At 65.2% G+C, this 24,659-nt stretch carries 23 protein-coding genes and 2 tRNA genes; 15 read left to right on the top strand and 10 right to left on the bottom strand.

Annotated elements, in window-relative coordinates:
* Nucleotides 1-17: 17 nt before the first annotated feature.
* From ACN2C7_RS12085 to lptF, 3 genes are read right to left on the bottom strand one after another with little or no spacing between them, the layout of a single operon-like run.
* Nucleotides 18-2,372, bottom strand: coding sequence for an LPS-assembly protein LptD (locus ACN2C7_RS12085; RefSeq protein ID WP_419317228.1), 2,355 nt, complete (start codon nt 2,370-2,372; stop codon nt 18-20).
* Between the two features lie 22 nt (nt 2,373-2,394).
* Entirely contained in the window at nt 2,395-3,501 is a 1,107-nt protein-coding gene (locus tag ACN2C7_RS12080) for an LptF/LptG family permease (protein ID WP_419317227.1), read from the bottom strand.
* Nucleotides 3,498-4,640, bottom strand: a complete 1,143-nt coding sequence (gene lptF, locus ACN2C7_RS12075) for an LPS export ABC transporter permease LptF (protein ID WP_419317226.1) — start codon at nt 4,638-4,640, stop codon at nt 3,498-3,500. Before lptF ends, ACN2C7_RS12080 begins: the two co-directional genes overlap by 4 nt.
* A gap of 246 nt (nt 4,641-4,886) precedes the next feature.
* Here lptF and ACN2C7_RS12070 point away from each other — a divergent pair, with 246 nt between their 5' ends.
* Genes ACN2C7_RS12070 through ACN2C7_RS12055 form a run of 4 tightly spaced genes read left to right on the top strand, consistent with a single transcriptional unit; the run spans nt 4,887 to nt 9,593 of the window.
* Entirely contained in the window at nt 4,887-6,368 is a 1,482-nt protein-coding gene (locus tag ACN2C7_RS12070; protein WP_419317225.1) for a leucyl aminopeptidase, read from the top strand.
* An 8-nt stretch (nt 6,369-6,376) separates the two neighbouring features.
* The gene (locus ACN2C7_RS12065; RefSeq protein WP_419317224.1) at nt 6,377-6,838 is read left to right on the top strand and encodes a DNA polymerase III subunit chi; all 462 of its coding nucleotides are present in this window, start codon (nt 6,377-6,379) and stop codon (nt 6,836-6,838) included.
* On the top strand, nt 6,835-7,173 hold the full coding sequence (locus ACN2C7_RS12060; protein ID WP_419317223.1) for a peptidase inhibitor I78: 339 nt from the start codon (nt 6,835-6,837) through the stop codon (nt 7,171-7,173). The genes ACN2C7_RS12065 and ACN2C7_RS12060 overlap by 4 nt, the downstream gene beginning before the upstream one ends.
* On the top strand, nt 7,164-9,593 hold the full coding sequence (locus tag ACN2C7_RS12055; RefSeq protein ID WP_419317222.1) for an MASE1 domain-containing protein: 2,430 nt from the start codon (nt 7,164-7,166) through the stop codon (nt 9,591-9,593). Before ACN2C7_RS12060 ends, ACN2C7_RS12055 begins: the two co-directional genes overlap by 10 nt.
* Before the next feature lie 20 nt (nt 9,594-9,613).
* Here ACN2C7_RS12055 and ACN2C7_RS12050 read toward each other — a convergent pair whose 3' ends face one another.
* A complete protein-coding gene (locus ACN2C7_RS12050; protein WP_419317221.1) occupies nt 9,614-11,485 on the bottom strand; it encodes an ABC-F family ATP-binding cassette domain-containing protein in 1,872 nt (623 codons plus the stop codon).
* 96 nt (nt 11,486-11,581) lie between these two features.
* Between ACN2C7_RS12050 and ndk the strand changes: the two genes are divergently transcribed.
* Together ndk and ACN2C7_RS12040 are read left to right on the top strand one after the other, a co-directional pair.
* Nucleotides 11,582-12,001, top strand: coding sequence for a nucleoside-diphosphate kinase (ndk, locus tag ACN2C7_RS12045; RefSeq protein ID WP_419317220.1), 420 nt, complete (start codon nt 11,582-11,584; stop codon nt 11,999-12,001).
* Nucleotides 12,002-12,167: 166 nt separating this feature from the next.
* Nucleotides 12,168-13,241, top strand: coding sequence for a sensor histidine kinase (locus tag ACN2C7_RS12040; RefSeq protein WP_419317219.1), 1,074 nt, complete (start codon nt 12,168-12,170; stop codon nt 13,239-13,241).
* Nucleotides 13,242-13,288: 47 nt separating this feature from the next.
* On the opposite strand, the gene ACN2C7_RS12035 is transcribed toward ACN2C7_RS12040, so the two are convergent.
* Nucleotides 13,289-13,927 carry a DedA family protein gene (locus ACN2C7_RS12035; RefSeq protein WP_419317218.1) on the bottom strand — a complete coding sequence of 213 codons (639 nt, stop codon included), beginning with the start codon at nt 13,925-13,927 and terminating at the stop codon, nt 13,289-13,291.
* A gap of 160 nt (nt 13,928-14,087) precedes the next feature.
* Between ACN2C7_RS12035 and ACN2C7_RS12030 the strand changes: the two genes are divergently transcribed.
* Nucleotides 14,088-14,732 (top strand): YoaK family protein, encoded by a 645-nt coding sequence (locus ACN2C7_RS12030; protein ID WP_419317217.1) that lies wholly within the window; start codon nt 14,088-14,090, stop codon nt 14,730-14,732.
* Here ACN2C7_RS12030 and purN read toward each other — a convergent pair.
* Complete coding sequence (gene purN, locus ACN2C7_RS12025; RefSeq protein WP_419317216.1) at nt 14,724-15,308, bottom strand: phosphoribosylglycinamide formyltransferase; 585 nt, start codon at nt 15,306-15,308, stop codon at nt 14,724-14,726. The genes ACN2C7_RS12030 and purN overlap by 9 nt on opposite strands.
* On the bottom strand, nt 15,308-16,333 hold the full coding sequence (gene purM / locus ACN2C7_RS12020) for a phosphoribosylformylglycinamidine cyclo-ligase (RefSeq protein ID WP_419317215.1): 1,026 nt from the start codon (nt 16,331-16,333) through the stop codon (nt 15,308-15,310). The genes purN and purM overlap by 1 nt, the downstream gene beginning before the upstream one ends.
* A 114-nt stretch (nt 16,334-16,447) precedes the next feature.
* Here purM and rnd point away from each other — a divergent pair, with 114 nt between their 5' ends.
* Nucleotides 16,448-17,620, top strand: coding sequence for a ribonuclease D (gene rnd / locus ACN2C7_RS12015; protein WP_419317214.1), 1,173 nt, complete (start codon nt 16,448-16,450; stop codon nt 17,618-17,620).
* Between the two features lie 196 nt (nt 17,621-17,816).
* The gene (locus ACN2C7_RS12010) at nt 17,817-19,514 is read left to right on the top strand and encodes an ATP-binding protein (protein WP_419317213.1); all 1,698 of its coding nucleotides are present in this window, start codon (nt 17,817-17,819) and stop codon (nt 19,512-19,514) included.
* A 57-nt stretch (nt 19,515-19,571) separates the two neighbouring features.
* Here ACN2C7_RS12010 and ACN2C7_RS12005 read toward each other — a convergent pair whose 3' ends face one another.
* The 3 genes from ACN2C7_RS12005 to ACN2C7_RS11995 form a co-directional block, all read right to left on the bottom strand.
* Entirely contained in the window at nt 19,572-20,579 is a 1,008-nt protein-coding gene (locus tag ACN2C7_RS12005; RefSeq protein ID WP_419317212.1) for an LLM class flavin-dependent oxidoreductase, read from the bottom strand.
* A gap of 112 nt (nt 20,580-20,691) precedes the next feature.
* Nucleotides 20,692-20,768 (bottom strand) — tRNA-Asp (locus tag ACN2C7_RS12000).
* 71 nt (nt 20,769-20,839) lie between these two features.
* A tRNA-Asp gene (locus ACN2C7_RS11995) sits at nt 20,840-20,916 on the bottom strand.
* Between the two features lie 200 nt (nt 20,917-21,116).
* Between ACN2C7_RS11995 and ACN2C7_RS11990 the strand changes: the two genes are divergently transcribed.
* From ACN2C7_RS11990 to ACN2C7_RS11965, 6 genes are read left to right on the top strand one after another with little or no spacing between them, the layout of a single operon-like run.
* A complete protein-coding gene (locus ACN2C7_RS11990) occupies nt 21,117-21,494 on the top strand; it encodes an NADH-quinone oxidoreductase subunit A (protein ID WP_419317211.1) in 378 nt (125 codons plus the stop codon).
* Nucleotides 21,464-22,069, top strand: a complete 606-nt coding sequence (locus ACN2C7_RS11985) for a NuoB/complex I 20 kDa subunit family protein (protein WP_419317210.1) — start codon at nt 21,464-21,466, stop codon at nt 22,067-22,069. Before ACN2C7_RS11990 ends, ACN2C7_RS11985 begins: the two co-directional genes overlap by 31 nt.
* Nucleotides 22,066-22,677, top strand: a complete 612-nt coding sequence (locus ACN2C7_RS11980; protein ID WP_419317209.1) for an NADH-quinone oxidoreductase subunit C — start codon at nt 22,066-22,068, stop codon at nt 22,675-22,677. The genes ACN2C7_RS11985 and ACN2C7_RS11980 overlap by 4 nt, the downstream gene beginning before the upstream one ends.
* A gap of 2 nt (nt 22,678-22,679) precedes the next feature.
* Nucleotides 22,680-23,081, top strand: a complete 402-nt coding sequence (locus ACN2C7_RS11975; RefSeq protein WP_419321464.1) for a hypothetical protein — start codon at nt 22,680-22,682, stop codon at nt 23,079-23,081.
* A complete protein-coding gene (locus tag ACN2C7_RS11970; RefSeq protein WP_419317208.1) occupies nt 23,078-24,328 on the top strand; it encodes an NADH-quinone oxidoreductase subunit D in 1,251 nt (416 codons plus the stop codon). Before ACN2C7_RS11975 ends, ACN2C7_RS11970 begins: the two co-directional genes overlap by 4 nt.
* Entirely contained in the window at nt 24,325-24,657 is a 333-nt protein-coding gene (locus tag ACN2C7_RS11965; protein ID WP_419317207.1) for a nuclear transport factor 2 family protein, read from the top strand. The genes ACN2C7_RS11970 and ACN2C7_RS11965 overlap by 4 nt, the downstream gene beginning before the upstream one ends.
* Nucleotides 24,658-24,659: the final 2 nt, after the last annotated feature.

Here is a 24,659-nt window from a genome sequence, read left to right as displayed (position 1 = left end):
GGTGACGCGAGATCAATTTACTGGCTGTACCCTGTATCACCCAATGTGGCGAGGGTTAGGCGAAACACGACAGACTGGTCGGCCTGCAGCTTCAGACCGCCGGTCGAAGCCTGGCTGAAACGGTCTTCGTTCTGGTAGATGACGTCGATGCGGATGCAGTCGTCGGCATAGGCCACGCCCAGGTCGCGACGGCGCCAGACGCCGGCCACGAGGTCCTGCTGGCCATAGGCGGTGACAGCCCACTTCTTGGTGATGTTCAACTGGCCGCGCATCTCGAAGGTCTCCAGCGGGAAGCCGCCGGCGTCCTGCTGGTCCTTGATGTAGCGCACCGAGCCGTTGGCGACCTTGTGGAAGGCGTCGACGCCGGCCTCGATGCGGCGGAACTTGTTGCTGGCCAGATCTGGCGCGTAGCGTGTGCGGACGAAGGCGTTGACGCCGCGCACCGGCGTGACCGTGGCTGCAACGATCCAGTCCGAAGACTTCTTCTGTAGGCCGGAACGGGCGGGCAGAAGAGGATCGACTTCAGAGCGGAAGCTGCGGCCAACCAGGATGCTGGCGCCCCGGGTGTCGTTGTATTTGACGGTGGCCCGCGCGCCAACATTCAGCCGCTGGCCGCCTTCATAGAGGTCGAAGCCGGGCGACTTGTTGGCGCGGAACAGGTTGGTCTCGTCGAACTCGAACGAGGTGCTGTCCTCGTTGTAGAGATAGGTCGTCGCGCCGCTGGTGCCGACCACGATCGGCACGCGGCGGCTCTCGGAGCCGGCGGCGACCTGGGCCAGGGGCTCCAGCACCACAGTGCCGCCCTTGAGGGCCTTGAAGAACGGATAGCTGAAATCGACGCCGGTCACGCCGAGGGCGCGCGAATAGGTCTGGCTGTCGTCAGCCCCGGGCAGGTCGGAAACGCGATAGGCGTCGCCGCGCGCCTGGGCGAAGGGCGAGACCCGCACGCCCGACTTCAGGGTCAGGGTCGAGCGCCAGTTGGCGCTGGCGCTGCCGCGCTGGCTGTCAACGCCGTCCAGGGTGGCGCCATAGGGCGACTCGGCCCGGGTCAGGATCACGCCCGTGCCCTGCAGGCGCAGGCGTCCGCCCAGCATCGGATCCTTCGGTTGCCAGCGCCCTTCGACCAGGGGGCCGATCAGCGGGAAGACGTCGCTGTTTTCGAAACTGGCCAGGCCGGTGACGGCGTCGATGCCCGAGACCCGCAGGCCCTGCACCGAGACGGCCGACAGCGACAGGTACGACAGCTTGTCCTGGCGGGTGGTGTAGATCTGCGAGCTGAGCCGCCGGTCCTCGCTCGTGAACAGACCGCGCTGCTGGTAGACGTCGTTGATCGAATAGTTGTCGAAGAGCAGCTTGTCGGACGTGCGTTCTGCGCTGAAGCCCCACTTCCAATTGTCGTTGATGTCGAACATGCCCCGGGCAAGGATAAAGCTGCGCGGCGTGGCTTCGCCGAAGCGCTCGCCACGGTTGTCGATGTCCTTTTCGTAGGTGAGTCCGCCCCGGATCTCGGCGGTGCCGGAATAGAATCGCTTACGCCAGTGGGCGTTGAGGAACGGGTTAACACTCGAATTGATCTGGGGGCTTAGGACGATGTCCTGAGACGGCGAGATCACATAAAGATACGGCTGCTGGTAAGAAATCCCGCGCCGCTTGGACGCGCCCAGCTTGGGTGTCAGGAAGCCAGAGCTACGGGTCGCCTGCGGGTCAGGGTGCCAGAACACCGGCAGGTACATCAGCGGCGCGCCCCACAAGCGGATGACCGCGTTCTTGTAGTAGACGAGCTGGCGATCCTTATCCTGCACCACCTTGTCGGCGGCGACCGACCAGGTCGGAGTTGGCTTTTCGGCGCAGATCTCACACGGCGTGTAGATCGCTTGGTTGAGCTCCTGGATGTTGTCGTTGCGCCGGATGGCCGAGACTGCGGCGATCTTGACGTCCTTGTCCATGCGGGCCGAGAAGCCCAGTGCGAAGCCGGCCTTCAGGTCCTTGTCCAGCGTCATCTCGTCGGCGAACTGGGCGGTGCCGTCGCCGTTGATCAGCGCGACCTTGCCTTTGGCCGTTATGACCCCGGCCTTGGTGTCGTAAACCATTTCCTCGGCGCGCAGAGTGCGGCCCTGATAGCGCGCCTCGACGTCGCCGCGGGCGGTCAGGATCTGGGTCTTGTCGTCGCGGATCAGCAGATCGGATTCGAGATAGTAGCCCTCGTCCCCCAGGCCATCTGATGGCGGGGCCTTAACGACCGGGACGGGCGGAACCTCGACCAGCGCCTGCTGGGCGTGTGCTGTCGTGGTGGCCAGCACAAGCGAGGCGACACCGGCGAGCAGACGCAAGCGACCCGGCAGGGACGACGCGCCTTGACGCTGATCCTTCATGAACGACCTCGGAGACACGGACTCAACCATCCTCAGTGTAGCAAAGCAGAGTGAGGCCCGCCAAAAGCGCGACGAGCGGGGGAGTCCAGGCGGCGACCGCTGAGTGCAGAACCTCGGCTTTCGCGAGCGCGCTGCATAGCTCGTTGAAGAAGAAAAAACCGAAACCCAAGGCGACGCCCGATCCGGCCAGGGCCGCCAGGCCGCCCAGGCGCATCAGGCGCAGCGAGAACGCCGCCGCCAGCACCGACATGGCGGCGAACAACAGCGGCGTGGCCAGGATCTGATGGTAGCGCAGGCGGAACGGCGTGGCCGAGAAGCCGGCGTCCTCGGTCCGCTCAATCGTGGTGGGGAGACGCCACAAGGCCACGGCCTGGGGTGAGTTGAAGCGCTCCGAGGCGGTCCGGTCATCGAGATTGGAGGGGATCGACAGGCTTTCGGAGCGAATCGCCCCGGCGCCGGGTGTCGCCTCGCGCACGCCGATCAGGCGCCAGAAGCCGGGCTCGAGCCGGGCCTCGTTGGCCTCGATGCGGCGCGAGAAGTCCATCACGCCCTTGCTGTTGAGCGTGTAAACGAACAGCGAAACGCCGCGCAAGCGCACCGAGCCGTCGATCTGGTCGCGGGCCCGGGCGCGGATGACGATCTGGGTCTTGTCGTCGCCCTGGCGCAGCCATGTGCCCTTGGGCGCGGCCTTCAGATAGTTCGCCATCATCGCGTCGCGCGTGACTTCATACTGCGCGGTCATGGCCGTGCTTAGAGGGTTGAGCAGGGTGATTGTGAGCACGCCGATCACAAAGGCTGCCGTTGCCGCCGGCAGGATGAACCGCCAGGCTGAGACACCTGCAGCGCGCATGGCGATCAGCTCGCTGCGCCGGTTCAGGCCGACGAAGGCGCCCAGGGTGCCGAACAGGAAAATGAACGGTGTCAGCACCAGGATGGTCGCCGGGGCCTGCAGGATTGTCAGGTACAGCAGTTCCAGAAAGCCGACATCGGCCCGGGTGCCGACGTTGCGGGCGATGTCGACGAAGGCGATCAGCATCACCATCGAGCCCAGCACCGCCAGGGCCGCGCCCAGCGAGGCCATGGTCCGCTTCAGGACGTAGCGCTCGACCATGCCGACGCCGAAACTCATGCTGCACCTGCCTGGGCGGCATAAGCAGCCTTGCGGCGGCTGATGGCGACGTGGCGCGCGACCTTCTGGCGGAAGATCTGGGCCATGCCCCACCAAAGGGCTCCAAGCGGCACGGCATATTGCACAATGTTCAGCCAGACATTGTCCTCGCACGCCGCCTGGACGCCGAAGCCTACGATGCGCACCACGGCTGCGGCCGCGCCAACGGCTGCGATGCGCTTGCCATAGCCCATGCGGCTGAACTGGCCGCCGATCACGGCCGCCAGGGCCATGGCCATCAGCGCGATGTTGTAGAGGGGGCTGGCGAAACGCGAATGGGCCTCGGCCAGCAGGCCGATGCGGTTCTTCTGCTCCCACTCCTGGGTCAGGTCCGGGTAGAACAGCTCATGCAGATACCGGTCGGCGATCTTGTAGTGGAGCAGCTCGTCGCTCTGGAACAGCGAGGACAGATCGAAGGTGTATTCCTCGAACGAGGTGTACTGCAGCACACCAGAGTTTGAAAATTGCTGGTTGGAGCCCTTCAGCATGATCAGAACCGGGGCGCCGTTGCGGGTGGCGATCACCGCTTCGCGCGACGAATAGGTCGAGGCGCCGCCGTCGGGGCGTTCCTGGTGGATGAACAGGTTGTGGATCAGGTTGTTGCGGTCGATCGACTGGGCATAGACCGTGAGGCCCGGGCCAGGCTCGGTGAACTGTCCTGGCTGGACCAGCGTGGAAGCTACGTCTGTCTTCACGGCAAACGCGGTCTCGCGAATTTGACGGGCGCTCCAAGGCTGGACCCACAGGCCCAGGAACAGCGAGAACAGGGCCGCGAACACCGCTAGCCGCATGGCGGGCGAAATGACTCGCCAGCGACTCATGCCGCCCGAGAAACAGACCACGATCTCCTGCTCGGTGTGCAAGCGGTTCAGGGCCACCAGGGCTGCCACGAACAGGGCGATCGGCAGGATGATGTTGAGCAGCTGCGGCAGGGCCAGCAGGATGATCTTGAGGAAAACCAACGCGCTCTGGCGCTGGGTGACCAGGATGTCGAACTCCGACAGGCTACGGGCCAACAGCGCAAGCGCCGCCAGGGCAGCCGCCGCGAAGAGCGTCGGACCCAGGACTTGGCGAAAGAGGTAGCGTTCGATCAGGCGCATCAAAAAGGGGGTTCGGGCGGGCGGATTCGGAAACGGCGAAACCCTAGGAAGAGGGCTGTTCTACACGGGCGCTTCCCCCCCGCACAACCGAAGACAGCGCGCCACGCGGCGCCGGAAGTCTTTTCTCTCGACGAGGGTTGGACTATGCCGCCAGATCAAGGCGAGACGGCCAGACAAAAGGCCGCATCGCGAGTCGCGCGTGCGGTTCGGGATGGTTAAGGCGCCAAGCCAATTCAGGAGCGTGCGATGCGTATCGAGTTCGTCCCCGCCGACCTTCATGCCGGCGCTACCGCTGCGGTGGCCGTCCTGGCCCATGAGGCCGCAGCCCTGTCACCCGAGGCCCGGGTGATCGATGAGGCCACCGGCGGCGCCCTGGCGCGCGCCATCGCCGGCGGTCGCTTCACCGGCGCCAAGGGCCAGATCCTGGATCTGGTCGCCCCGCACGGCCTGGAAGCCGCCCGCGTGGTGCTGGTCGGCGTTGATGGTGTGGGCGCGGTCGAGCCGGAGGCGATCGAAACCGCCGCCGCCGCCGCCTTCCAGGCGGTCAAGGCTTCGGGCGTCACCGAGCTGGTGCTGAAGCTGGGCGCCGACGCCGAGACCGCGGCCCGCGCCGCCTTCGGCGTCAAGCTTGCCGCCTATCGCTTCGACAAATACCGGACCACCGAGAAGGCCGAGAAGAAGCCCTCGGTCACCGTGGTCAAGGTGGCCGCCGCCGATCCGGTCAAGGCCGCCAAGGTGTTTGAAAGCCTTGACGCCCTGGCCGACGCCATTCTGTTCAGCCGCGATCTGGTGTCCGAGCCGGCCAATATCCTGCATCCGGAAGAGTTCGCCGCTCGCGCCAAGAGCCTTGAAAGCCTGGGTCTTGAGGTCGAGATCCTTGGCGAAGCCCAGATGGCGGAGCTCGGCATGGGCAGCCTGCTGGGCGTTGGCCAGGGCAGCGTGCGCGAGAGCCAGCTGGTCATCATGAAATGGACCGGCGCGGTCGACAAAGCCGCCCAGCCCATCGCCTTCGTCGGCAAGGGCGTCACCTTCGACACCGGCGGCATCAGCATCAAGCCGGCCGACGGCATGGAAGATATGAAGTGGGACATGGGCGGCGCCGCCGCTGTGACCGGTGTCATGCACGCCCTGGCTGGCCGCAAGGCCAGGGTCAACGCCATCGGCGTGCTGGGCCTGGTTGAAAACATGCCCGACGGTAATGCCCAGCGCCCCGGCGACGTGGTCACCTCCATGTCGGGCCAGACCATCGAGGTCATCAATACCGACGCCGAGGGCCGCCTCGTGCTGGCCGATGCCCTCTGGTACACGCAGCAGCGTTTCAAGCCGCAGTTCATGATCGACCTGGCCACCTTGACCGGGGCGATCATCATCTCGCTGGGCCATGACTATGCCGGCCTGTTCAGCAACAACGATGGCTTGTCCGAAAAGCTTCTGGCCGCCGGCAAGGCCGAACGCGAGAACCTGTGGCGCATGCCGCTGCCGGCGTCTTACGAAAAGCAGATCGAAAGCCCGATCGCCGATATGAAGAATATCGGCGGCCGTCCCGCGGGTTCGATCACGGCGGGTCTGTTCCTGCAGAAGTTCGTCAATGGCGTGCCGTGGGCCCACCTCGATATCGCTGCCGTGGCGTGGCGCAAGCCTTCCACCGATCCGACCGTGCCCGACGGCGCAGTGGGCTTTGGTGTTCGGCTGCTCAACCGTCTGGTCGCCGACGCCTACGAAGGCTGATCGATCCGATGTCCGGCGCGCCCTGCGAGGTCTGGTTTTACCATCTGGAGCGAAGCAGCACCGAACAGGTGCTGCCGGAACTGCTGGAAAAGACCCTTGGGCGGGGCTGGAAGGCGCTGGTGCGTGGCAGCGACGCCGGCCGTATGGAAGTCCTGGATGGTCATCTGTGGACCTATCGCGACGACACCTTTCTGCCGCACGGGCTGGCCAGAGAGCCCATGGCCGAGCGGCAGCCGGTGCTGCTGACCGACGGGCTGGACAACCTGAACGGCGGTGATGCGTTGTTTCTGCTCGACGGAGCAGAACCGGGCGATCTGGCCGGCTTCTCTCGGTGCGTTCTGTTGTTTGACGGCCGCGACGAGTCTGCTTTGGCCCAGGCGCGGTGTCGCTGGGCAGGTTTCAAGAAGGCCGGGCACCCGGTGTCGTACTGGCGCCAGGGCGCCGAACGTGGATGGGAGAAGCAGGCATGAAGACGCTGATCGTGGTGGGGAGCGTGCTTGCCGCTGCCGTTCTGGCGGCTTCATGCTCCAGCGCCCCACCGCCGGCGCCGCTTCCGCCGCCCGAAACGCCCGTGGCCCCGCCGCCGGTGGCCATCGCGCCGCCGCAGCCAAGGGACCAGTGCGGCATGGACGAAGCCAAGGCCTTTATCGGCAAGAACCGCACCGAACTGCCGGCCGCCGTGGATCCCACGCGATGGCGGGTGGCCTGCACCACCTGCCCGGTGACCATGGACTTTCGGCCTGATCGCCTGAACATCTTGTTCGACGCCGACACCGGCAGGGTGAAAGAGGTCAAGTGCGGCTAGACCGACAAGACATAGGGCGCACGGCGCTGGCCTCGCTGATCGCGGGGCTGGGCTTTGCGCTTTGTGCCTATGTCGGCGTCGAGCTTCCCCGCGCCTACAATCAGGTAACGCCGATCTGGCTGTCCAATGGCTTTGTCGTGGCCTGCCTGCTCGCCGTCGATACGCGTCGCTGGAGGTGGATGCTGGCCGCCTCGCTCGTGGGCGCACTGCTGGCGGGCGCGCATGCGGGCGACACCCTGCTCGTCAATTTCGCGCTGGCGCCCAGTAACATCCTGCAGGTCTGGCTGTGCGCCTGGTCCACGCGGCGGGTTTTGGGGCGAGAGATCGACCTTGGCCGACCCAAGCACATGATTGCCTTCGTCGGGCTGGCCGGGTTCGCTGCTCCCCTGATCACCGGCGTCCTGTCGTCCCTCATCCATACAGCGACCCGCGGCGGGGACGTCTGGGCCAACATGGCCGTCTGGGTGCTGGGCGATATTCTGGGCATTCTGACCGTGACGCCGTGTGTCCTGGTCCTGGTCAAGGCCAGGACTTATCTGGCCGAGCGTGGCGTGTCGCGCGACGGCCTACTTGCCCTGCTGGCCCTTTTCATTGTCACGACCGCGGTGTTCGCGCAGGGGCGTTACCCCCTCCTGTTCATCGTGCCGCCCGTCATGCTGCTTGTCGCGTCGCGGCTTGAGGTTCTGGGCGCGGTATTTGGCGCGGCCATGGTCGCGACCATTGCCGTGCTGTTCACCATGGCCGGCGTCGGCCCCATGCAGTTGATTGAAGATTCCCCCGTGGAACAGTCGATCATTCTGCAGGCTTTTCTGGCCGTATCGATCTTTGTCAGCCTGCCCGTAGCCGCCTTTCAGCGGCAGAGGCGCTATATCCTGGACCGCATGGCCCAGGCTAGCGAGGCGGCGGCTCACAGCGAGGCCCGCTATCGTCTGCTGACCGAAAACGCCCTCGATGTGATCGTGCACAGCGATCTGAAGGGGCGGGTGACCTATATTTCGCCCTCTGTGCTCGCTGTTCTGGGCTATGCGCCCGAAGAGCTGACGGGGGAGCGTCCGATCGAATTCGTCCATCCTGATTACATGGACGCGGTGATTGCCATCAGTCGGGGCCTTGTCAGTGGCCAGACCCCCGGCGCACCGGATCGCATCGAGTACCAAGCCTATCACAAGGACGGCGCCGTGATCTGGCTGGAGTCGCGTCCGACCCTGGCCCTTGACCCCGTCAGCGGCGAGAAGGTCGGCATCACGGACGTGGTTCGCGACATCACCGCGCGCAAGATGCTGGAGCAGGAACTGCGCGAGGCCCGCGTTACGGCCGAAGCCGCCGCCGCCGCCAAAGGTGAGTTCCTGGCCAATATGAGCCACGAGCTGCGCACGCCCCTGACGGCGGTGCTCGGTTTCGCCAATCTGGTGGATGATCAGCCCGAACTGTCTGCCGAAACTCGCCGTCATGTGGCCAGGATCGTCGACGGCGGGCGCTCTTTGCTGGCCACGATCAACGACATCCTGGACTTCTCCAAGCTTGACGCCGGTCACATGGAGATCCGGCCGCGCGCCGTGGACGTCGCCGATCTGGCGCGGGACGTGCTGGACATCTTCACCCTGCAGGCGTCGGTCAAGGGGCTGAGCTTGATCTGCGAGGGGCTGGAAGCCCTGCCGGCCAGTCTCTGGCTCGATCCCGAGCGGCTGCGGCAGGTGCTGCTGAACTTGATCGGCAACGCGGTCAAGTTCACCGAAACCGGCGGCGTGACCCTCAGCCTGACCTACGACGTCACAGAAGAGCGGCTTGGCGCAGCGATCGCCGACACTGGGCGCGGCATAGCCGAGGAAGACCTCAAGCTGCTGTTCATGCGCTTCTCGCAGGTCGACGCCTCGATCCGTCGCCAACATGGCGGCACGGGCCTTGGTCTGGCGATCTCGAAGGGCTTGGTCGAGGCCATGGGCGGCCAGATTGGCGTCGAGAGCCGGCTGGGCGAGGGTGCGCGGTTCTTCTTCGACCTGTACGCGCCCGTTCAGACCCTCGACGAGACCGAAGGCGAGGCCCCGGCCCCCAGCTTGCCGATGGGGTGCCGGGTGCTGGTGGTCGACGACAACGCGGCCAATCGCGAACTGGTGCGCACCGTGTTGGAAGCCTTCAACGCCCAGGTTTCCGAGGCGGTCGATGGCGAGGAGGGCGTGATCGCCGCCCAGGCGGAGCAGTTCGACGTCATTCTGATGGACCTGCGTATGCCGCGCCTCGATGGCGCGCAGGCGGCCGAACGCATCCGCAAGGGGGAGGGACCCAGCGCCGGCGCGCCAATCATAGCCTTCTCGGCGGACGTCGGATCGGGATCGCCGGGGGCGGTGTTCAACGGCTCGGTGTCAAAGCCGATGACAGTTGTGTCCCTCGTCGGCGCGATCTCCGCCCTTCTGCCCGCCTGAGGCATTCAGGACAGACGGCTCTAGGCCTCGGCCGCCGACAGCTCTTCAGCCAAGCCCATCCACGTTGCCTCGGCGTCTTGCAGCTTGGCCTGGGCGGAGTCACGGCGCTTTGTCAGTTCCGCGACCTTGGTCGGGTTCTTGTAGAGCTGCGGGTCAGCAAGTTGGGTTTCCAGTTCGACCACCTGGCGGGTGGTGCGAGTGACCACCTGTTCGGCGGCCTCGATCTTCCGCTTCAGGGGCTCGATGGCGACCGTCTTGCGCGGAGCGGCGGCGGGCGTTTCGACCTTAGCCGGCTCGCGCGCCACCTGGGTCGGCTTCACCGACTGCTTGGCGCGGTCCAGCACGAACTTGGCGTAGTCATCCATGTCGCCGTCGAAGGGCTTCACCGTGCCGTCGGCGGCCAGCCACAGGCGGTCGGCCACCAACTCCATCAGCGACCGGTCGTGGGTGATCAGGATCACTGCCCCCTCATAGTCGTTGAGGGCGTCCAGCAGAGCGCGGCGGCTGTCGATGTCCAAGTGGTTGGTCGGCTCATCGAGGATCAGCATGTGCGGCGCGTCCATCGCCACCATGTTCAGCAGCAGGCGCGCCCGCTCTCCGCCCGACAGGTTGGCGACCGTGGTCTCCTGCTTGTCGAAGTTCAGGCCAAACTGGGCCAGTTTCGAGCGGCGCGAGGATTCCGAGGCGTCCGGCATAGCCCGGCGGATGATCTCCAGCGGGGTGTCTTCGGGGTCCATCGCCTCGATCTGGTGCTGGTGGAACCAGCCGACCTTCATCTTGCGGTCGCGGTGGAATTCGCCCGACTGCACGCCCAGGGCGCCGGCGATCATCTTGGCGAAGGTCGACTTGCCGGCGCCGTTGACGCCCAGCAGACCGATGCGGTCGTCCAGGTCCATGCGCAGGTTGAGGTTCTTGAGGATCGGGCGACCCTCTTCGTAGCCGACATTGGCCCGCTCCAGCCGGATCAGCGGGGGTGGCAGGGGGCGCGGCGGCGAGGGCAGGGTGAAGGGCGCGACGCGCTCCTCGATCGTGGTCGCCACCGGCTCCATCTTGGCCAGACGCTTCATGCGCGACTGGGCCTGGGCGGCCTTGGAGGCCTTGGCCTTGAAGCGGTCAACGAAGGACTGCAGGTGGGCGCGCTCGGCGTCCTGCTTGGCCTTGGCGGAAAGTTGCAGGCGGGCCTTCTCGGCGCGGCGCTTTTCGAAATCGTCGTAGCCGCCGGTGTAGAGTTCCAGCTTGCCGCCGGCCAGGTGCAGCATGTGCGTACAGCTGTTGTTGAGCAGCTCGCGGTCGTGGCTGACGATCAGGGCGGTGTGCGGATATTTCTGGAGGCGCGCCTCCAGCCACAGGGCGCCTTCCAGGTCGAGATAGTTGGTCGGTTCGTCCAGCAGCAGCATGTCGGGCTCGGCGAACAGCGCCGCAGCCAAAGCCACGCGCATCCGCCAGCCGCCTGAGAACTCGGCCATGGGCCGTGCGAGGTCTTCTTGGCTGAAGCCCAGGCCCGACAGGATTTCAGAGGCCTTGGCCGGCGCCGCATCGGAGTCGATTTCGATCAGACGGCTCCAGATCTCGCCCATTTCTTCTGGATCGGCCGTCTCAAGGCGCGTCAGCAGGCTGTGGCGCTCCTCGTCGGCCTCCAGCACCGTGTCGAGCAGACTGACAGGCGTTGCGGGGTGTTCCTGGTCCACCGAGCCGATGCGCGCGGACTTGGGCAGGCTGATCTCGTCGTCGCTGGCATGCAACTGGCCCAGGATCAGCTTGAACAGGGTGGACTTGCCCACGCCGTTGCGGCCGATCAGGCCCACCTTGGCGCCGGGCGGCAGGCTGACGCTGGCGTGGTCGAAGAACTTCCGTCCCCAGGCGTTGAAGGTCAGGTCTTTGATCTGGAGCATTTGAAAGGACGACTACGCGGCGGGTTGGCGGGGAGGAAGCGCCCGGCTATAAGCCCGCAGCTCCCCAATTCACAACTTTATGTGTGAGATATCTTCGTGACCGAACGCACCTTCTCGATCCTCAAGCCGGACGCCACGCGTCGCAACCTGACCGGCGCCATCAATGCGGTGATCGAGGCCGCCGGCCTGCGCATCGTCGCCCAGCGCCGCGTCAAGCTGACGGAAGCCCAAGCCAAGAAGTTCTACGAAGTCCACGCCGAGCGTCCGTTCTACGGCGAACTGGTCGGCCAGATGATCGCCGAGCCGGTCGTCGTGCAGGTCCTGGAAGCCGAAGGCGCCGTGGCCAAGTACCGCGACGTCATGGGCGCCACCAACCCGAAGGACGCCGCTGAAGGCACCATCCGCAAGCTGTTCGCCCTGTCGATCGGCGAAAATTCGGTCCACGGCTCGGACAGCCTGGAGAACGCCGCGATCGAGATCGCCCAGTTCTTCAAGGACGAAGACATCGTCGGCTAAAGGTTTTCAGACCGGCGAGCTTCGCCGGTTCAAATAGATCTTGAGAAGCGGCGTGGCCTATGGCCACGCCGCTTTTCTTATGCCTGGCCCGCCTATTCAGCGTATACAGGCCGCCTTTCGCTCCCCCGGCGTCGTCTGGAGACCGCAAGGGCGGAGTCCATATTCCATGACCGAAAACGGCGAGCAGGTTGATCAATTGCTCAATACCCCTGATCTGGCCAGCGTGCTGGAAAGCGACGGCTTCCGACAGTTTCTCGACCAGGTGCCGATCGCCATCGCGGTGTCGGAACTGCATCCGATGGAGCGCATCGTCTACGCCAATGTCGAGTTCGAACGCCTGAGCGGTCAGACGGGCGCGGATCTGGAGGGCCAGTCGTGGAGAGCGCTGCTCGGACGGTCGGCGAACGCGAACGATGATGGCGCGCTGAGCGACGCGATCGTCGATGATCAGGACTATATCGGCGTCTTCACCTTTGCCCACAATCAGGGGGTCGAGGCCGTCGACGCCTGGTCGAACATCATCCAGGACAATGCCGGCGCTCCGGTGTTTCGCATGCTCGCCCTGGTCGGCGCGACCAGTCGTGACGCCGATCGCAGCGAGTTCGAGCAGCGCATCCTCGACAAGGACGTCCTGCTTCGCGAACTGCAGCACCGTGTGGCCAACAATCTGCAGATGATCACGGCCCTGATCCGGATCGAAGCCCGCAACGTGCCTGAAGAGGCCAAGGACGAACGGTTCAGCCGGTTAGCCGGGCGCGTCGAGGCCCTGGGCCTGCTCTATCGCTCGCTGTCCGAAGAGAGCCAGGCCGAGACCGTCGATCTGGGCGTCTATCTCAGCGAGATCGCCTCTGCCGTCATGCGGGCTCATGCGGTGGAGGGCATTCACCTCAATCTTCAGGTCGATACATGGCCCGTCTCGATCAATGTGGCGATGCCGACCGGCCTGGTCGTCAACGAACTGCTGACCAATGCCCTCAAACACGCCTTCAAGGGGCGTGATGGGGGGACCATCACCCTGCACAGTCTGGTCGATGAAGAGGGTTGTCGGGTGGTCGTGTCGGACGATGGCCTGGGGCTGCCTGAGGGCTACGTCTGGCCCAGGCCTGGCAAGCTCAGCAACATGATCGTCCAGTCCCTGCGTCAGAACGCTAGGGCCAGGGTCGAGGTTGGGGCCGAGCCCGGCGGCGGGATGCGTGTGATGATCGTCTTTACCCGCGCGGACGCCCTGTCGGCGTCCTGAAGCGCCTCACGCGAGAAGTGCGCCGGAAAGCTCAGGCCTTTTGCTTTTCAGACGGCCAGTCGGGCGGCGCGCGCCGAAACAGGGGTCAGCCGCTTCCAGGCGATGTAGCCCGCGATCACCAGAACCGCCGCGCCGGCCGCGAAGGCGACCCCGGCGACGGGATCGGAGGTCAGCATGTGCAGGTTGCGGGCGGCCAGATAGCCGGGGGCCAGCATCGAGATCACCCACAGCGGGGCCGTCACCGCGCTGGCGGCCTGAAAGGCCCAGGGGCGCGAGCGCGACATGCCGGCCACTATGGGGATGAAGGGGCGAACCGGACCCATGAAGCGCGCGGCGGCGATGGCGATCACGCCATGGCGGCGCGACAGCAGGCGTGCGCGGGCGAACAGGCGGCGATGTCCCGCCAGCAGGCCGCTGGCCAGCCTGCGCGCGCCCAGTCCGCGACCCAGCAGGAAGGAGATAGCGTCACCGATGATCGCGCCGGCGCTGCACCACAGGATGGCCTCGGCCGGGTGCAGGACGCCTTGAGCGACCAGCGCGCCCGCCATCACCATCACCCCGACGATCGGGATCAGCAGCCCGACCAGCAGAAGGGCTTCCAGCAGGGTCAGGACGAACAGGACCAGCCCAGCCCAATGGCTGTTCTGGGCGATCGTTTCGGTCAGTTGGGGCAGCAGCGATTCCATGGGGGCAATTTGCGGATGAATAGTGACAGGACCCTGACCCGAGATGGTTATTTCTTTCGAACGCGACAATTGGTCTCGCCGGGCCATTCGGGCGTTTTCGAATGACACGGGGCTGTCAGATCGGTGACGATCCGAAACCCGCCGCCTCTGGAGACCCCTGGTGAAGGACTATGGCCGACGCGACGTGGCGCTTGCCGCCGTGCTTTCAGGCGTGGCCGGCTATGTCGACGCCATCGGTTTCCTCAAGCTGGGCGGCTTCTTTGTCTCGTTCATGAGCGGCAACTCGACCCGTCTCGGGGTCGGGTTGGCCACCGGCCATGTCGGTGCGGCCCTGACGGCCTTGACGCTGATCGCGCTGTTCGTGGCGGGAGTCGTGCTGGGCGCCCTGGTCGCGCGGCGGGCGGGTGAGGATCGGCGGGCCATGGTCATGGCGCTGGAGGCCGTCCTGCTGGCCTGCGCGGCGGGGCTGATCATGGCGGGGCTGGACGGCCCGGGCGTCGCGGCCATGGTGCTGGCCATGGGGGCCGAGAACGCGGTCTTCCAGCGCAATGGCGATGTCGGGGTGGGTCTGACCTACATGACCGGCGCTCTGGTCAAGGCCGGCCAGCGGATCGCGGCGGCCCTGACCGGAGGCGACCGCTGGGCGTGGCGGCCGTTCGTGCTGCTGTGGGCGGGGCTGACCCTGGGGGGCGCGCTGGGCGCGGCGGCCTATCTGAAGTTCGGCGTGCTGGCGCTGTGGGGCGCGGCCCTGGTCGTCGCGGGGCTGGCCGTGGCCCGGCACGTCGAGGAAAAGCGCCTAGCCTAGGTCCCGGCAGAAGGCCGCCAGGGTCTCTGGATAGAGCCGGTGTTCCTGCTCAAGCACCCGCAGGCTCAGGGCGTGCTCGTCGTCGCCCGGCAGCACCGGCACGCGGGCCTGGCCGAGCACGGGGCCTTCGTCGACGCCCGCCGTGACCAGATGCACCGTGCAGCCGGCCTCGGCGTCGCCGGCGGCGATGGCGCGGCCGTGGGTGTCGAGGCCCGGATATTTGGGCAGCAGGGAAGGGTGGATGTTCAGCATTCGGCCCTCCCAGGCGTCGACGAGGAAGGGCGTGAGGATGCGCATGTAGCCGGCCAGGGCGATGACCTGGACGCCGCGCTCGCGCAGGGCGGCGTCAATGGCGCGTTCGTGAGCTTCGCGGTCCTTGCCGAACGGCTTTTGGTCGACGCACAGCGCCTCGATCCCGGCCGCCTGAGCGGTTTCAAGCCCACCGGCGTCAGGCTTGTTGGCCAGGACCAGGCTGACCTCGAACGGGCAGTCGGCCGCCTGAGCCGCGCGGACCAGGGCCTCCATGTTGGAGCCCCGGCCCGAGATCAGGACGGCGACCCTGGTCTTCGGCGGCATTAGCCCGCGACCAGCTGGCCGCAGATGAAGGCGTCCTCGCCGGCGTTCAGCAGGGCGGCCAGCACCGGCTCGGCGTCCGAGGCCGCCACTACCAGAATAAAGCCGACGCCGCAGTTGAAGGTGCGGCGCAGTTCATGGTCGGAGATGCCGCCCACTTCCTGCAGCCATGCAAACACGGGCGGCAGCGGCCAGGCGTTCCAGTCGAACTCGGGAACCAGGCCCTTGGCGATGCAGCGCGGCGGGTTTTCGATCAGGCCGCCGCCGGTGATGTGGGCGCCGCCCTTGATCCGGCCCGACTGCAGTAGGGGCAGGATCGACTTCACATAGATGCGGGTCGGGGCCATCAGGGCCTCGGCCAGGGTCAGGCCGGGTGCGAACGGGGCAGGGGCGTCCCAGGCCAGGCCCGAGCGCTCGACCACGCGGCGCACCAGCGAATAGCCGTTGGAGTGCGGGCCCGAGGAGCCGACGCCGATGATCAGGTCGCCTGCCCGCTGCTTGTCCAGCCGGGGCAGCACGCCGTCGCGCTCGACCGCGCCGACCGAGAAGCCGGCCAGATCGTATTCGCCGTCGCTGTACATGCCCGGCATTTCGGCGGTTTCGCCGCCCACCAGGGCCGCGCCGGCCATTTTGCAGCCTTCGGCGATGCCGGCGACCACGCTGGTGGCGGTCTCCAGATCAAGCTTGCCGGTGGCGAAATAGTCGAGGAACAACAGGGGCTCGGCGCCCTGGGCCAGCAGGTCGTTGACGCACATAGCCACCAGGTCGATCCCGACGGTGGCATGCATCTTGGCGTCGATGGCGATCCGCAGCTTGGTGCCGACGCCGTCGGTGGTGGAGACCAGCAGAGGGTCCGAATAGCCCGCCGCCTTAAGGTCGAACAGGGCGCCGAAGCCCCCCAGGCCGCCATCCGCCCCAGGGCGCCGGGTGGCTTTGGCCAGGGGCTTGATCGCCTCGACCAGGGCGTTGCCGGCATCGATGTCGACGCCCGCCTGGGCGTAGGTGAGGCCGTTGGGCAGATCGCTCATTCGCTCGCTCTGGTCTATTTGGGGACGCAATTGCGCCTTCAACTCGCGGAAATCTGCACCCCGACCATGCTTGACGCTTGCAGACTCGGGGGTGCGCGAGGCTATTAGCAGCCGATGAAGCCGATAACCACTACCGCCGAACTGGCGGCGTTTTGTAACGCGTTGCAGGGCCAGCCCTTTGTCGCCGTGGACACCGAGTTCATGCGCGAGACGACCTATTGGCCCAAGCTCTGCTTGATCCAGGTTGGCGCGCCTAATGTCGAGGCCGTGATCGATCCGCTTGCGGACGGTCTGGACATGACGCCGCTGCTGGATCTCATGCGCGACGAGCGCGTGCTCAAGGTGTTCCACGCTGCCCGGCAGGACGTCGAAATCTTCAACAACCTGGGCGCCATGCCTCGGCCATTGTTCGATACCCAGGTCGCCGGCATGGCCGCAGGCTTTGGCGAGCAGATCGCCTATGACGCGCTGGTCCGACAGATGCTCAAGATCGAGCTCGACAAGTCCAGCCGGTTCACCGATTGGGCCCGTCGCCCGCTGTCGGAAGCCCAGCTGACCTACGCCCTGGCGGATGTCACCCATCTCGCCTCGCTGTTTCCGATGCTGCGTCAGCGGCTGGCCGACGCCGACCGCCTGCCGTGGGTCGAGGAAGAGATGCAGGCCCTATGCGATCCGGCGTTTTATGACGTCGATCCGGAAAAGGCCTGGCGCCGGCTGCGTCCGCGCAAGACAGCGCAGAAATATCTGGCCGTGTTCAAGGCCGTGGCGGCCTGGCGCGAGCGCACCGCTCAGCAACGCGATCAGCCCCGCGGCCGGATCCTGAAGGACGAGGCCATCGACGAACTGGCCACCCAGGCCCCGACCACTGTCGATGCCCTCAACACTCTGCGTGGCGTGCCCAAGGGCTTTGGCGGTAGCAAGTTTGGCCCTGACCTGCTGGCGGCCATCAAGGCCGCCCTGGCCGATCCTGAAGGCTATGCACCGGTGCTTGAAAAGCCCGGCCCGCCGCCGCCCGCCTCGGCCGGCGCCGTCGTTGAGCTGCTGAAGGTTCTGCTCAAGGCCCGCGCCGAAGAAGCCGGCGTGGCGTCTAAGCTGATCGCCACGGTCTCGGACCTTGAAAAGATAGCCGCCGATGATAACGCCAACACGCCTGCCCTCGCTGGGTGGCGTCGTGAGGCTTTCGGGGCCGACGCCCTCAAAATCAAACGCGGCGAACTGGCGCTGGTGCTGGACGGCGCGCGTGTTCGGGTCGTCGAAGTGCGACGAGCGGCCAAGCCCGACGCCTAAGCCCAAGCTGGACGCTCACAGGGTTTCTCAACCCAAAATGAGCAAGGTTGAAGCTGCGGGATAAGAGACGGTCATAGGTATGCGAAACGGTTCTGCTATCGGTTGTTCCGCTTAGTAGAAGCGATTGCAGGTGGTCTGGGCCAGGGTTCGCTTTGGGGGGAGCGAGGTCGAGCGGAGCTGTGAGCAGGGGGCGAATTTGGCGCGTTACTGGGAAAATCTGGCGGTCGTCTATCGGCCGGCCGCGGTATCCCGTCGCAGCCAGGTGCCTTTGCGGGTTTTCGTAATTTTGGTGCTGTGCGCCTCGATGGCCTGGCGGCCTGGGTTTGGCTTTCTCATCGGTTGGACAGCGGCCTACGTCTTCGCGCAGATCGCGGAACTGCTGGCGCTCCGACGTTTCCTTACATCCTCCAATCCGGCCTCGACGGTCGTCTGTAACCTGGCGACCGACCTGCTCATGGCGACGGTCTTTGGCTGGGTGGCGATTCCGCTTTGGCAGATAGGCACGCCAGCCGCAGCGGCAGCGGCCACGTTGCTCATCTCAGGCTCCATTCTCACGGCGCTAATGGGGGCCGAGGGCTGCTTCGCGGCGTTCCTTTCGGCGGTGGCGCCGCACATGGCCTATCTCTTCATTCTCCCCTTCGTTGGAGGATCCACGAGGGACCCGGTTACACCCTACTTCCTCATTGGTGCGGGTCTGTTGAGTCTGGTTCTGGGTATGGTCTTTACATGGTCGCAGCGCGCCATGCAGGCCGAGCGATCGGCGCGTCTGGCGGCCGAGGCGCAAACCGCCGCCAAGTCGGCTTTCGTGGCCATGGTCAGCCATGAGCTGCGCACGCCGATCAACGCCCTGCTCAACGGCGCCGCTATGCTGGAGCGGCAGAACGGGGCGGATCGTGGCGCAGCCAGACTGATCGCCGACGCCGGCGACATGATGAAGACCCTCCTCAACGACCTGCTCGACTATTCCAAGATCGAGGCGGGTCGCATGGGTGTCGAGATCGTCGACTATGATTTGGCAGCCTTGGTAGACGACAGCGTGCTGCTGTGGCGTGGCGAAGCCCGCGCCAAGGGCATCAAGCTGGAACTGAAAGGGATCCAGACCCGGCCCAACTGGGTGCGGGGCGATCCGATGCGGCTGCGACAGATCCTCAACAACCTGCTGTCCAACGCCATCAAGTTCACGGCCGAGGGGGGCGTCACCCTGGCTCTCACTCTCCATGAGCGACCTGACGGGCGGAAGGTGATGATTGAGGTCATCGACACGGGCCCCGGTCTGACGCCGGACCAGATCAATCGCCTGTTCAGCGCCTATGACCAGCTCGGTGTCGGCACGGCGCGGGCTTTTGGCGGCACGGGTCTGGGACTGACGATCAGCCGCGATCTGGCGCGGTTGATGGGCGGAACCCTGACGGCGGAGAGCGATGCCGGCGGCGGCGCTCGCTTTACCCTGACGCTGCCCGCGCCGCAGGGCGCTGCGCCGCCGGCCGTCGACCTGTCAGACGCGCCTTCTCTGATCCCGCACACGCAGCCGTTGCGGATCCTGGTGGTCGACGACCATGACATTAACAGGCGCGCCTTGCGCGGAATGCTCGAAGCGTTCGGCGCGCAGGTGGAGACGGCCGACGATGCGGAGGCGGCGCTTGAAGCGGCCAATGTGAGGGTCTTCGACGCGATCCTGATGGATGTGCGGATGCCGGGCGTGGATGGTCTGGAGGCGACCCGACGGTTGCGCGCTTCCGGGCTGAATCGCCAGACGCCGGTCATCGCCGTCAGCGGCGCGGTTTCGGCCCAGGACATAGAGGCGTGCCGAAGCGCTGGAATGAAAGGCATGATCGAAAAGCCTGTCGTGCCCAGCGACCTGTACGCGGCTCTGTTTGGCGTGGCGGAACAGTAGAGCCGCGCTGCGGCCCATCCGCGCGCCTTCTTGTTGTCGTGAGCAAGGCAAGGGGAGCTACACGCTTGGCTGACGGCGAACGCTTGCCAGTATTTCGTAACTGCGAACCCGTGCGGCGTGATCATGGATCTGCGAGGCCGCCATCAGCTCATCGGCGCCGGTCAGGTCCAGGACCGCTTTGATCTTGCCCCGCACCGTTTCGGGCGAGCCGACGGCCGAATAGCGGAAAGTATGCTCAAGGCCCGCGAGCTCCGCCGGCGAGGCGATCTGGGTGATGTCGTCCACGGGAGGCGGCAGAAGGCCGGGCCGGCCTCTGCGCAGCGCCAGAAACTGTTGCTGCGTGGACGATGCCAGTCGTCTTGCCTCTTCGTCAGTCTCGGCCGCGCATACGCCGATACAGACCATGAGGTAGGGCGAGGCGAGGGCGGCGGAAGGTTTGAAGTGACGGCGGTACAAGGTGACCGCGTCCATGAGCTGGTCCGGCGCGAAGTGGGCGGCAAAGGCGAAGGGAAGGCCCAGGGCGGCCGCCAGCTGTGCGCTGTAGGTGCTGGAGCCCAGCAGCCAGAGCGGAACGTCCTGCCCCTCGCCCGGGACTGCGCGCACGGCTTGGTCCGGCGTCGCCGGCTGGAACCAGGCCTGAAGCTCCACAACGTCCTGGGCGAACGAATCAACAGCGCCCATGTAACGACGCAGGGCTCTCATGGTGGCCTGATCGGTGCCCGGCGCGCGGCCCAGACCCAGATCGATGCGACCAGGATAAAGTGCGGCCAAGGTGCCGAACGCCTCCGCGACCATCAGGGGTGCGTGGTTTGGCAGCATGATTCCCCCCGACCCGACCCGAATCGTCGAGGTGCCGGAGGCGACATAGCCGATGGCCACGGCCGTCGCGGCGCTGGCGATTCCCGGCATGTTGTGATGTTCGGCCAGCCAGTAGCGATGAAAGCCCAGCTTCTCTGCGTGCCTGGCCAGGTCGAGGCTGTTGCGGAGAGCATCGCCAACGGTGGAGCCCATCGGCACAGGCGCCAAGTCGAGAACGGAAAACGCGGGAACGGAAGCTTTGGCCATCGACCCTACATCGTGCCGGATCGCGGCAAGCTCAAGTCTTTGCGATCAGAGGACCCAAAATGGGTGACCGATTGGATCCAAAACTTGAATTTTAGAGGAAAGCGCCGGACGGTGGCGCGAATGACGGGACTTGAACCCGCGACCTCCGGCGTGACAGGCCGGCGCTCTAACCAACTGAGCTACATCCGCGTCGTGCGCCAAGGCGCGACAATCGTCCGTATTCGCCGTCTTAAGAGGGAAGCACAACCACCTTTGGAAGGTGGCGCGAATGACGGGACTTGAACCCGCGACCTCCGGCGTGACAGGCCGGCGCTCTAACCAACTGAGCTACATCCGCATTAGGCCTTCGCCGAAGCGAAAGTGCGACCCGCCCTTCGGCGAGGCGCGTCTGATATGTCGGGCGCGGACTCGTGTCAACGGCCATGTCGTCGAAGCTGTGGATGGGGATCAGTTGCGACCGTTTCTCAATGTGTCGCAGGCGTTTGAAGCGTCGGCGGGCATGGGCTACAACCCGCTCGATTCAAGCCAAGGGCTGTCATGAACGCCTTCCTTCTCCAGTATCTGCCGATCGTTATTTTTCTAGGGATCGCGACCGTCATCGGTGTCGCCTTCCTTGCCGCTGCTGCGGTGCTCGCGCCCAAGGCGCCGGACCCGGAAAAGCTGTCCGCCTACGAATGTGGCTTCAACGCCTTCGACGATGCGCGCATGAAGTTCGACGTTCGATTCTACCTGGTGTCGATCCTCTTCATCATCTTTGACCTGGAAGTGGCGTTCCTGTTCCCCTGGGCCGTCAGCCTGATGAAATTGCCGCACGAAGCTGCGGTCTTTGCCTTCTGGTCGATGATGACCTTCCTGGGTGTCCTGACTGTCGGCTTCATTTACGAATGGAAGAAGGGCGCCCTCGAATGGGAGTGATCGTTCCCGCCAATAGCTCGCCCCTGATTCCGGCCGGCTCCGCTGGCCGCTCGACGGTGCAGGGCTATGATCCCAAGTTGCACGATCCGTTCTTTGACGGCGTCTCGGGTCAGTTGGCCGACAAAGGATTTATCACGGCCGCAGCCGATGACCTTATCACCTGGGCCCGGACTGGCTCACTGATGTGGATGACGTTCGGCCTGGCCTGCTGCGCCGTAGAAATGATGCAGGCTTCGATGCCGCGTTATGACCTCGAGCGCTATGGCTTCGCGCCGCGCGCCAGCCCGCGTCAAAGCGACGTGATGATCGTCGCGGGTACTCTGACCAACAAGATGGCTCCGGCTCTGCGCAAGGTCTACGACCAGATGCCCGAGCCGCGCTACGTGATCTCGATGGGCAGCTGCGCCAATGGCGGCGGCTACTACTATTACAGCTACAGCGTCGTTCGCGGCTGCGACCGGGTGGTGCCGGTGGACATCTATGTCCCGGGTTGCCCGCCGACCGCCGAGGCTCTGGTCTATGGCGTGCTGCAGCTGCAAAAGAAGATCCGTCGCACGGGGACCATCGAGCGATGAGCGAAGCTCTCGAACTTCTCGGCCAGGACATCGTCGCGCGCTGCCCGGGCGTACTCGGTCATTCGGTGGCCTTCGGTGAACTCACCATTGTGGCTCGCGCTGCGACGGTTTGCGACACGCTGATCTTCCTGCGTGACGATGCTGCTTGCCGTTTCCACCAGCTGATCGATCTGGCCGGCGTCGACTATCCGGAGCGCGCTGCACGCTTCGACGTCGTCTACCACCTGCTGTCGATGGTGAAGAACCATCGTATCCGTCTGAAGGTTTCGACCGACGAGGACACACCGGTCCCGTCCATCACCCCGGTGTTCGAAGTGGCCAACTGGTTCGAACGTGAAGCGTTCGACATGTACGGCATCTTCTTCGACGGCCATCCGGACCTGCGCCGGATTTTGACCGACTACGGCTTCCATGGCCATCCGCTGCGGAAGGACTTCCCGATGACGGGTTATGTCGAGGTTCGCTACGACGACGAGCTCAAGCGCGTCGTCTATGAACCCGTCAAGATTACCGAGTTCCGTGCGTTCGATTTCCTCTCCCCTTGGGAAGGCGCGAAGTATGCCCTGCCCGGCGACGAGAAGGCCGAGAAGAGAGCAGGGGATGCATGATCATGGGTCTGCGCCGGCCGACGTTCCGTTCCGCCACCGCGTTCTTTCTGGTGACATTTTCCACCGCGTTCCTGATGACCATCGGCATGCGGCTGACGGGCTGGTTCACGCGCGCGCCGATCATTTCGGTGGAGCAGAACAAGGGCTTGGGCATCGCGATCATGATCGCCGTCATGACCTTGGCGATTGGAGCCGGGTTACGGCGCATGGAAATCGCGGAGCTGCGCAGCGCGCTGCTGGGCGCGGCGTCCGTGTTGCTGGCCCTGCCACTGTCGCAAGCCGCGATTTCTCAGTCCTGGGATGTCGCCACCACCATCATCACACTGCTGGGCGCCGTCCTGCTGATCGCCGGACTGCTTGTTTCACTCAGCATCGAGCAGCGTAAGGAAGGCCAGGAATCATGACCGGCCAAGATACCCCCGCAGCGGTGACCGATCTCGTCCGTGACGAACCGGCGGTTCCGATGATCCCGGAAACGCCCGTCCGCAAGTTCAACATCAATTTCGGCCCGCAACACCCGGCCGCGCACGGCGTGCTGCGCCTGGTGCTGGAGCTGGACGGCGAAGTCGTCGAACGCGTCGATCCGCACATCGGCCTGCTGCATCGCGGCACCGAGAAGCTGATGGAGGCGCGCACCTACCTCCAGAACATCCCGTATTTCGACCGCCTCGATTATGTGGCTCCGATGAATCAGGAGCACGCCTTCTGCCTGGCCATCGAGAAACTGCTTGGTGTCGATGTTCCCAAGCGTGGCCAGATCATTCGGGTGCTTTATTCCGAAATCGGCCGTGTCCTCAGTCACCTTCTGAACGTGACGACCCAGGCCATGGACGTTGGTGCCCTCACGCCGCCGCTCTGGGGCTTCGAGGAACGTGAAAAGCTGATGGTGTTCTACGAGCGTGCCTGCGGCGCTCGCCTGCACTCCAACTATTTCCGGCCGGGTGGCGTCCACCAGGATCTGCCTGACGCTCTTGTCGAGGACATCGACACCTGGGCAAAGGCGTTCCCGAAGATATGCGACGACATCGAGACGCTGATCACCGGCAACCGCATCTTCAAGCAGCGCAATGTCGATATCGGCGTCGTGACGCGCGAGCAGGCGATCGAGTGGGGTTTCAGCGGCGTGATGGTGCGGGGTTCCGGCATCGCCTGGGATCTGCGCCGCAGCCAGCCCTACGAGTGCTATAACGAATTCGAGTTCGATATCCCGCTGGGCAAGAACGGCGACTGCTACGATCGCTATCTGTGTCGCATGCAGGAGATGCGTGAGTCCGCGAAGATCATCCGCCAGGCCTGCGAGATGCTTCGCAAGACGCCCGGCCCTGTGATGACCGAGGACAACAAGGTCAGCCCGCCGCGTCGCGCCGAGATGAAGCGCTCGATGGAAGCTCTGATCCATCACTTCAAGCTGTACACCGAGGGCTTCCGCACGCCAGCCGGTGAGGTCTATGCCTGCGTCGAGGCGCCCAAGGGCGAGTTCGGCGTGTTCGTGGTCTCTGACGGCACCAACAAGCCCTATCGCTGCAAGATCCGCGCTCCGGGCTTCCCGCACCTTGCGGCCATGGACTGGATGAACCGCGGCCACATGCTGGCCGACGTGTCGGCCATCCTCGGCTCGCTGGACATCGTGTTCGGGGAGATCGACCGTTGATCGAGGCCGCCGTTCAAGGCCAGCTGGACGCCTATAACGCCCAGGACGTCGATGCGCTGTGCCAGCACTTCGCCGACGACATGATGGTCGCCGATCTGAACGCCGAGCCCAACCTGCATGGCGTCTCAGCGTTCCGCGAGCGGCATGTCGGCCTGTTCGCCCAGTTTCCGCAAAACCGCGCCGAACTGCTGTCGCGTGTGGTGATCGGCAACAAGGTCATCGACCATGAGCGGGTCTTCCGTTCGCCCGACGCGACGCCTTTCGAGGTCGCCGCCATCTACACCTTCGCTGGCGACAAGATCGCTCGCGTCGATTTCGTGAAAGCCTGACG

It is taken from the genome of Caulobacter sp. ErkDOM-E, from assembly GCF_048541895.1.
Classification (GTDB): Bacteria; Pseudomonadota; Alphaproteobacteria; order Caulobacterales; family Caulobacteraceae; genus Caulobacter.
The sequence above is the reverse complement of the archived record's forward strand: the minus strand, read 5'-3'. Positions and strand labels throughout refer to the sequence as shown.